At 63.1% G+C, this 781-nt stretch carries 1 protein-coding gene; it reads left to right on the forward strand.

Features of this window, described 5'->3' with window-relative positions; all coding sequences use genetic code 11:
• Positions 1 to 131: 131 nt before the first annotated feature.
• Positions 132 to 781: oxidoreductase (locus EN893_RS36215; protein WP_128362277.1), on the forward strand; the 650-nt coding region annotated here is incomplete at its 3' end.

Here is a 781-nt window from a genome sequence, read left to right on the forward strand (position 1 = left end):
CCACCGCCACGAAGGCGTTCAGGTCACTGAGGTCCATCATTGTTCGCCATTCCGCACGGCCTGTGTGGATTGTACCGGATTATCACGAGGTTGGGCAGCGCCTATCTCTGCCTCCTCAAAGGAGATCAATCATGTCCAATATCCAACAATCCGGCACCTTCGCCCCCGCCACCTTCAAGCTTGGCAGCCGCACCGTGAAGCGGCTCGGCTACGGCGCCATGCAGCTCGCCGGGCCCGGCGTGTTCGGGCCGCCCAAGGACCATGACGCGGCATTGGCCGTGCTGCGCGAGGCGATTGCGCAGGGGATCGACCATATCGATACCAGCGACTTCTACGGCCCGCACGTCACCAACCGGCTGATCCGCGAAGCACTGGCACCCTACCCCGACGATCTCGTCATCGTCACCAAGATCGGTGCGCGGCGCGGGCCCGATGGCTCCTGGCTGCCGGCTTTCTCTCCCGAGGCGCTGACCCAGGCGGTGCACGACAATCTAAGCAATCTTGGGCTCGATGTGCTCGACGTCGTCAACCTGCGCATCATGTTCGATACCCATGGCCCCGCCGAGGGATCGATCGAAGCGCCACTCACCATCCTGGCCGGGCTTCAGCAAAAAGGTTTGGTCAGGCATATCGGGCTGAGCAACGTGACGCCGGCGCAGATCGCCGAAGGGCGCCGTATCGCCGAGATCGTCTGCGTGCAGAATCAGTACAATCTTGCGCATCGCGGCGACGACGCCCTGATCGACGACCTTGCCCGCGACGGCATCGCCTATGTGCCGTT

This window comes from Mesorhizobium sp. M7A.F.Ca.CA.004.04.2.1 (genome assembly GCF_004022825.1).
In the GTDB taxonomy this organism is placed as follows: domain Bacteria; phylum Pseudomonadota; class Alphaproteobacteria; order Rhizobiales; family Rhizobiaceae; genus Mesorhizobium.